This is a genomic window from Serratia sp. (in: enterobacteria) (genome assembly GCF_046715635.1).
GTDB lineage: Bacteria > Pseudomonadota > Gammaproteobacteria > Enterobacterales > Enterobacteriaceae > Chania.
Genome location: NZ_JBKJYW010000066.1, coordinates 1 through 6,019 on the forward strand (window position 1 = coordinate 1; position 6,019 = coordinate 6,019).

Annotated in this window: 4 protein-coding genes and 1 pseudogene; 4 read left to right on the plus strand and 1 reads right to left on the minus strand. The window is 56.3% G+C overall.

Annotated elements, in window-relative coordinates; all coding sequences use genetic code 11:
• Both ACLQ7H_RS03290 and ACLQ7H_RS03295 read left to right on the plus strand, forming a co-directional pair.
• Positions 1-200, plus strand: a pseudogene (locus ACLQ7H_RS03290) (TauD/TfdA family dioxygenase); the annotation flags it as partial.
• A 54-nt stretch (positions 201-254) separates the two neighbouring features.
• Entirely contained in the window at positions 255-1,445 is a 1,191-nt protein-coding gene (locus ACLQ7H_RS03295) for a nicotinate phosphoribosyltransferase (protein WP_411751438.1), read from the plus strand.
• A gap of 93 nt (positions 1,446-1,538) precedes the next feature.
• Here ACLQ7H_RS03295 and ACLQ7H_RS03300 read toward each other — a convergent pair whose 3' ends face one another.
• The gene (locus tag ACLQ7H_RS03300; RefSeq protein WP_411751436.1) at positions 1,539-3,458 is read right to left on the minus strand and encodes an ABC transporter ATP-binding protein; all 1,920 of its coding nucleotides are present in this window, start codon (positions 3,456-3,458) and stop codon (positions 1,539-1,541) included.
• 134 nt (positions 3,459-3,592) lie between these two features.
• Here ACLQ7H_RS03300 and kefG point away from each other — a divergent pair, with 134 nt between their 5' ends.
• Together kefG and kefB are read left to right on the plus strand one after the other, a co-directional pair.
• Entirely contained in the window at positions 3,593-4,147 is a 555-nt protein-coding gene (kefG, locus tag ACLQ7H_RS03305) for a glutathione-regulated potassium-efflux system ancillary protein KefG (RefSeq protein WP_024482696.1), read from the plus strand.
• Positions 4,147-5,955: a glutathione-regulated potassium-efflux system protein KefB gene (gene kefB, locus ACLQ7H_RS03310; RefSeq protein WP_411751437.1), complete on the plus strand. Its 1,809-nt coding sequence runs from the start codon at positions 4,147-4,149 to the stop codon at positions 5,953-5,955. Before kefG ends, kefB begins: the two co-directional genes overlap by 1 nt.
• The last annotated feature ends 64 nt before the right edge of the window (positions 5,956-6,019 follow it).

The window sequence follows — 6,019 nt, forward strand, 5'->3', positions numbered from 1 at the left end:
TCGTCAATGAAGGATTTACTACGCGGATTGTCGGGTTGGCGGCGAAGGAGAGCGATGCTCTGCTGAACTTCCTGTTTGCGCATATCACCAAGCCGGAGTTTCAGGTGCGCTGGCGCTGGCAGGCCAATGATATTGCTATTTGGGATAGCTACATTGGTCAGGACCGGGTCTGCGTGGAGCACATTCGCGCGCTGCATCGATTGGGCTATCTGCCGCTGCATATCAAAGGGTTAGACGAAGGCAGCAAGGTGAAGATGAAGGTGTCGGTGCTGACCATCACCAATACGCGTGAGGAGTTTTTCTGGCTGGTCAACTACCTGGAGACGGTGATCTCGGCCGAACTGTGGAAAGCTTCCACCAATGCCACAATTGCCCATCATTATCGCAAGATCTGCCAGATGTGGGCGGATAAAACCTGCGATGACCTGGCGCATCTGGATTTCCAATGCCACGACTTTTCCTTCCGCGGCATGTCAGGGATGCATGATGTCGCGCAGGCAGGTACCGGGCATTTGCTCAGCTTCAAGGGCACCGACAACATTCCCGCGGTGCTGTACGCGCAGAAGTATTACCCAACCGTTGATGACTACTTCGTAGCTGGTAGCATCCCTGCCACCGAACATAGCGTGATGTGCATGGGTGAGCAGGCGACGGAGATCGAAACGTTCCGCCGCCTGATTGAAGATCTCTACCCGAATGGGTTGGTTTCCATCGTATCGGATACCTGGGATTACTGGCAGGTGCTGACGGAGTTTACCCGTGAATTGCACAGCAAAATCATGGCGCGCGATGGCCGGGTGGTCTTCCGCCCAGACAGTGGCGATCCGGTGGCGATCCTTTGTGGGACTGGCGATGACAGCGATCACAGTGCGCAACGCAGCGCCGAAGAGAAAGGCTCGGTGGAAGTGCTGTGGGAAATCTTTGGCGGTACGGTTAACAGCAAGGGCTACAAAGTGTTGGATCCCCATATCGGGCTGATTTATGGGGACTCCATCACTCTGGAACGTGCTCAGGAAATCCTGCTACGTCTGGAGGCGAAAGGTTTTGCCAGCTCTAACGTGGTATTTGGCGTGGGTTCCTTTACTTATCAGTATAATACCCGCGATACCTTTGGTTTCGCAATGAAGGCTACCTACGGAGAGGTGAACGGAGTGGGGCGCCCCATTTTCAAACAGCCGAAGACCGACAGCGGCCTGAAACAATCTGCACGCGGTTTGTTACGGGTGATCCGCAATGGGGAAGGGGAATATCAACTGCTGGATAATCAGGACTGGCAACAGGAGCAGCAGGGCGAACTGAAGACGCGCTTCCTGGATGGCAAACTCTATAACCAGGACTCACTGGAGCAGATCCGCCAGCGCCTTGCCAGCCCCTCACACCAACCCTCTCCCACAGGGAGAGGGAGCTGGATTGAGCGCGTGGGAGATTGCAGAGTTAATATTTAACTAGTTGATATAAAAGATTATTGCCAGAGTTAAGTTGTGGCACGAGAGGTCCCCTCTCCCTTTGGGAGAGGGTTAGGGTGAGGGGACGTTAAATCAACTCTCTGCTTCAAACTCCTGGGTCAGATTCTCCAGCTGTTCCTGGGCATCCAGCCAGGTCATTTCTGTTTCTTCCAGAGCCGATTTGGCCTGGCTTTGCTTTTGCAGGCAGGCGGTCAGATCGGCTTTGCGGCTGATGTCGTACAGCGCCGAGTCTGCCAGTTGTTCTTCCACCGCGGCCAATTCAGCACCCAGCTTATCCATCTGCTGTTCCAGCTTGGCGATCTGCTTACGCAGCGGTTGGGTTTGCGTACGGAATTCAGCTTCACGGCGCTTTTGGTCCTTACGTGCCTGGGCACTGTTGCCGTTATCCTGTTTCGGTGCGGCATCCTGCTGCGCCTGCTGCTTTTGCAGATCGCTCAGCCACTGCTGGTAATCGTCCAGATCGCCCTCGAACTGTTCCACCTGGCCATCGTGCACCAGATACAGATCGTCGGTGGTGGAACGCAGCAGATGGCGGTCGTGCGAAACCACCACCAATGCCCCTTCGAAATCGATCAGCGCTTCGGTCAATGCCTGGCGCATATCCAGATCCAGGTGGTTGGTGGGTTCATCGAGCAGCAGCAGGTTAGGGCGTTCCCAGACGATCAGCGCCAGCACCAGCCGCGCTTTTTCACCGCCGGAGAAACGTTCGGTGATTTCGGTGACCTTATCGCCCTGGAAGCCGAAGCCGCCAAGGTAATCCCGTAACTGCTGTTCTAACACGCGAGGGGCGATGCGGCTCAGATGCTGTAGCGGTGACTCATCGGCGCGCAGGAACTCCAACTGATGCTGGGCGAAGTAACCCAGTTTGATACCCTTTGCCAGCCCGATCTCCCCGCTTAACGGCTCCAGCGTGCCAGCCAGCATTTTGATCAGCGTTGATTTACCGGCGCCGTTACGCCCCAACAGGCCAATACGCGAGCCGGGCACCAGGTTGAGCTTGATGGACTGCAAGATCACTTTGTCGCCATAGCCTGCACTGACTTTTTCCATGCGCAGCAATGGGTTCGGCAGACTTTCGGGTTGGCGGAAGCTAAACGTGAACGGGTTATCGACGTGCGCCGGGGCAATCAACTCCATCCGCTCCAGCATCTTGATGCGGCTCTGCGCCTGTTTGGCCTTGGTGGCCTGAGCACGGAAACGGTCAATGTAGCTTTGCAGGTGCGCTACTTTCTCCTGTTGGCTCTGATACAGCGACTGCTGCTGCGCTAGTTTGGTGACGCGCTGGCGCTCGAAGGAGGAATAGTTGCCGGTGTATTCGTTAATGGTCTCATTTTCGATGTGCAGGATCTTGTCGACGATAGGGTCGAGGAAATCACGGTCATGCGAAATCAGCACCAGGGTACCCGGGTAGCTTTTCAGCCAGCGTTCCAGCCAGATCACCGCATCCAGATCCAAGTGGTTGGTGGGTTCGTCCAGCAACAGCAGATCGGAGCGGCAAACCAAAGCCTGTGCCAGGTTGAGGCGCATGCGCCATCCGCCAGAGAAGGCACGCACCGGGCTTTGCAGCTGTTCGTTGGAAAAGCCTAAACCGTGCAACAGGCTGGCGGCACGGGAACGGATGGTCCAGGCATCCAGGGCATCGAGCTTGCCGTGCAGCGTGGCGATGGCGTGACCGTCGTTATTATCATTTGCCACCTGTAATTCGGCTTCCAACTGGCGGAATTCCCGATCTCCATCGATAACATACTCAATGGCGGGCACGTCCAGTGCCGGTGTTTCCTGATTCACCCAGGCCAGCGCCCAGTTGTTCGGGAAGGTGTAGCTGCCACTGTCTGCAGCGATCTCACCTTTCAACAGGGCCAGCAGCGTAGATTTCCCACAGCCGTTCTTACCCACCAGGCCGACCTTCTGACCTGGATTAACCGTCGCCGTGGCGTTGTCCAACAGGACGCGGGTGCCGCGTCGGATTTGTAGCGAGGAGAAAACAATCATAAAGCGCCGTTTGTTCAGAGTATGTTAAATTGAATGGAGTTTACGTTAACAGGACGCTTACCCGTCCTATTATTAGTCTTTGCGTTGCATGGTAACGGAAATCCGCCACCCTGACGACGCTTTGGAGGGGAATGATGTCACAGCCGCCGAAGGTTTTGCTGCTGTATGCCCATCCGGAATCCCAGGACTCGGTAGCAAACCGGGTTTTGTTACAACCGGCACAGCAGTTGGAACATGTCACCGTGCACGATTTATACGCGCACTATCCGGATTTTTTTATTGATATCCATCATGAACAACAGCTGCTGCGCGACCATCAGGTCATCGTTTTCCAACACCCCTTATACACCTATAGCTGCCCGGCCCTGCTGAAAGAGTGGCTGGACCGTGTGCTGTCCCGTGGTTTTGCCAGCGGGATGGGCGGCAATGCGCTGGCCGGTAAATACTGGCGTTCGGTGATTACCACCGGGGAGCCGGAAGGTGCCTATCGCACCGGGGGTTACAATCGCTATCCGATCGAGGATATTCTGCGCCCTTTTGAGCTGACTGCGGCCATGTGTCATATGCACTGGCTGACGCCGATCCTCGTTTATTGGGCACGCCGCCAGAAACCGGAAGTGCTGAGCAGCCATGCCAGCGCTTATGGGGATTGGCTGCGTAATCCGTTGCCGCATACCGGGAGGCACTGATGGAAGGTTCCGCGTTATTAACCGCCATACTGCTGTTCCTGTTTGCCGCGGTGGTGACGGTACCCATTGCTCGTCGTCTGGGGATCGGGGCCGTTTTAGGCTACCTGATCGCCGGTATCGCCATCGGCCCGTGGGGATTGGGATTCATCCGGGATGTGGATGAAATCCTGCATTTCTCCGAGTTGGGCGTGGTGTTCCTGATGTTTATCATCGGGCTGGAACTGAACCCGGCCAAACTGTGGGAACTGCGTCGTTCGATCTTTGGTGTCGGTGCCGGGCAGGTATTGGTCACGGCGGCAGTGCTCGGTGCGCTGCTTTACTTCAGCCATTTCGCCTGGCAGGCGGCGGTGATCGGCGGCATTGGTCTGGCTATGTCATCAACGGCCATGGCGCTGCAACTGATGCGTGAAAAGGGCATGAACCGAAACGAAGGGGGCCAGTTAGGCTTCTCGGTGCTGCTGTTCCAGGATATGGCGGTGATCCCAGCGTTGGCGTTGATCCCGATCCTGGCCGGTGGCGCAGGTACCAGCGACGATTGGGCAGAAATCGCCATGAAGGTCGCGGCCTTCGGCGGCATGCTGATTGGGGGGCGCTTCCTGTTACGCCCGTTGTTTCGTTATATCGCCTCATCCGGGGTGCGCGAAATATTTACGGCCGCCGCGCTGTTGGTGGTGCTAGGGGCGGCACTGTTTATGGATGCCCTTGGCCTGTCGATGGCATTGGGGACCTTTATCGCCGGGGTGCTGCTGGCAGAGAGCGAATATCGCCATGAGCTGGAAATCGCCATTGAGCCTTTCAAAGGGCTGCTGCTCGGGCTGTTTTTCATCTCGGTAGGCATGGCGCTGAATATTGGGGTGTTGTATACCCATCTGCTGGAAGTGCTGGTTGGCGTGGTCATCCTGGTAGCGGTGAAGTCAGGTGTGTTGTACTCGTTGGCGCGTATTTTTGGCCTGCGGCGTTCGGTGCGTCTGCAATTTTCCGGGGTGCTGAGCCAGGGCGGTGAGTTTGCCTTCGTGCTGTTCTCGGCGGCGTCGACGCAGCATATCTTTGACGACGATCAACTGGCCTTGCTACTGGTAGTAGTGACGCTCTCAATGATGACCACGCCGCTGCTGATGCAGATTATCGATCGCATTCTGGCCCGCCGCTATAACGCCAAAGACGAGGATGAAGAAGCGCCCTATGTGGCAGACGACGATCCACAGGTGATCATCGTCGGTTTCGGCCGCTTCGGGCAGGTGATTGGCCGCTTACTGATGGCCAACAAGATGCGTATCACCGTCCTTGAGCGGGACGTTAGTGCGGTCGGCGTATTGCGCCGCTACGGTTACAAGGTTTACTACGGGGATGCGACGGAGCTGGAACTGCTGCGGGCAGCCGGTGCCGAAAAGGCCAAATCTATCGTCATTACCTGTAATGAACCGGAAGATACCATGGCCATCGTCCATCTGTGCCAGCAGCACTTCCCCAACCTGTCCATTTTGGCGCGGGCGCGAGGGCGTGTGGAAGCGCATGAGCTGCTCCAGGCCGGGGTGAAACAATTTAGTCGTGAAACCTTCTCCAGTGCCCTGGAGCTAGGGCGCAAGGCGTTAACAGAGTTGGGGATGCATCCGCATCAGGCTTATCGCGCTCAGCAGCATTTTCGTCGTCTGGATATGCGCATGCTGCGTGAATTAATGCCACCGCATCTGGGGGACGTCGCCCAGATTTCCCGCGTGAAAGAAGCCCGGCGCGAGCTGGAAGAGCTTTTCCATCGCGAAATGCAGAAAGAAAAACGGCAGTTCGACGGCTGGGATGAATACGAATAATTCGGAGCATAATGATGTCTGCAACACGTAAAAGATTTATCGCCGGGGCGGTTTGCCCAAGCTG

What these genes read in the sequence shown, in the direction of transcription:
- ACLQ7H_RS03295 (WP_411751438.1), top strand. Translation starts at nt 255, where the DNA reads ATGAAGGTGTCGGTGCTGACCATCACCAATACGCGTGAGGAGTTTTTC.
- ACLQ7H_RS03300 (WP_411751436.1), bottom strand. Translation starts at nt 3,458, where the DNA reads ATGATTGTTTTCTCCTCGCTACAAATCCGACGCGGCACCCGCGTCCTG.
- kefG (WP_024482696.1), top strand. Translation starts at nt 3,593, where the DNA reads ATGTCACAGCCGCCGAAGGTTTTGCTGCTGTATGCCCATCCGGAATCC.
- kefB (WP_411751437.1), top strand. Translation starts at nt 4,147, where the DNA reads ATGGAAGGTTCCGCGTTATTAACCGCCATACTGCTGTTCCTGTTTGCC.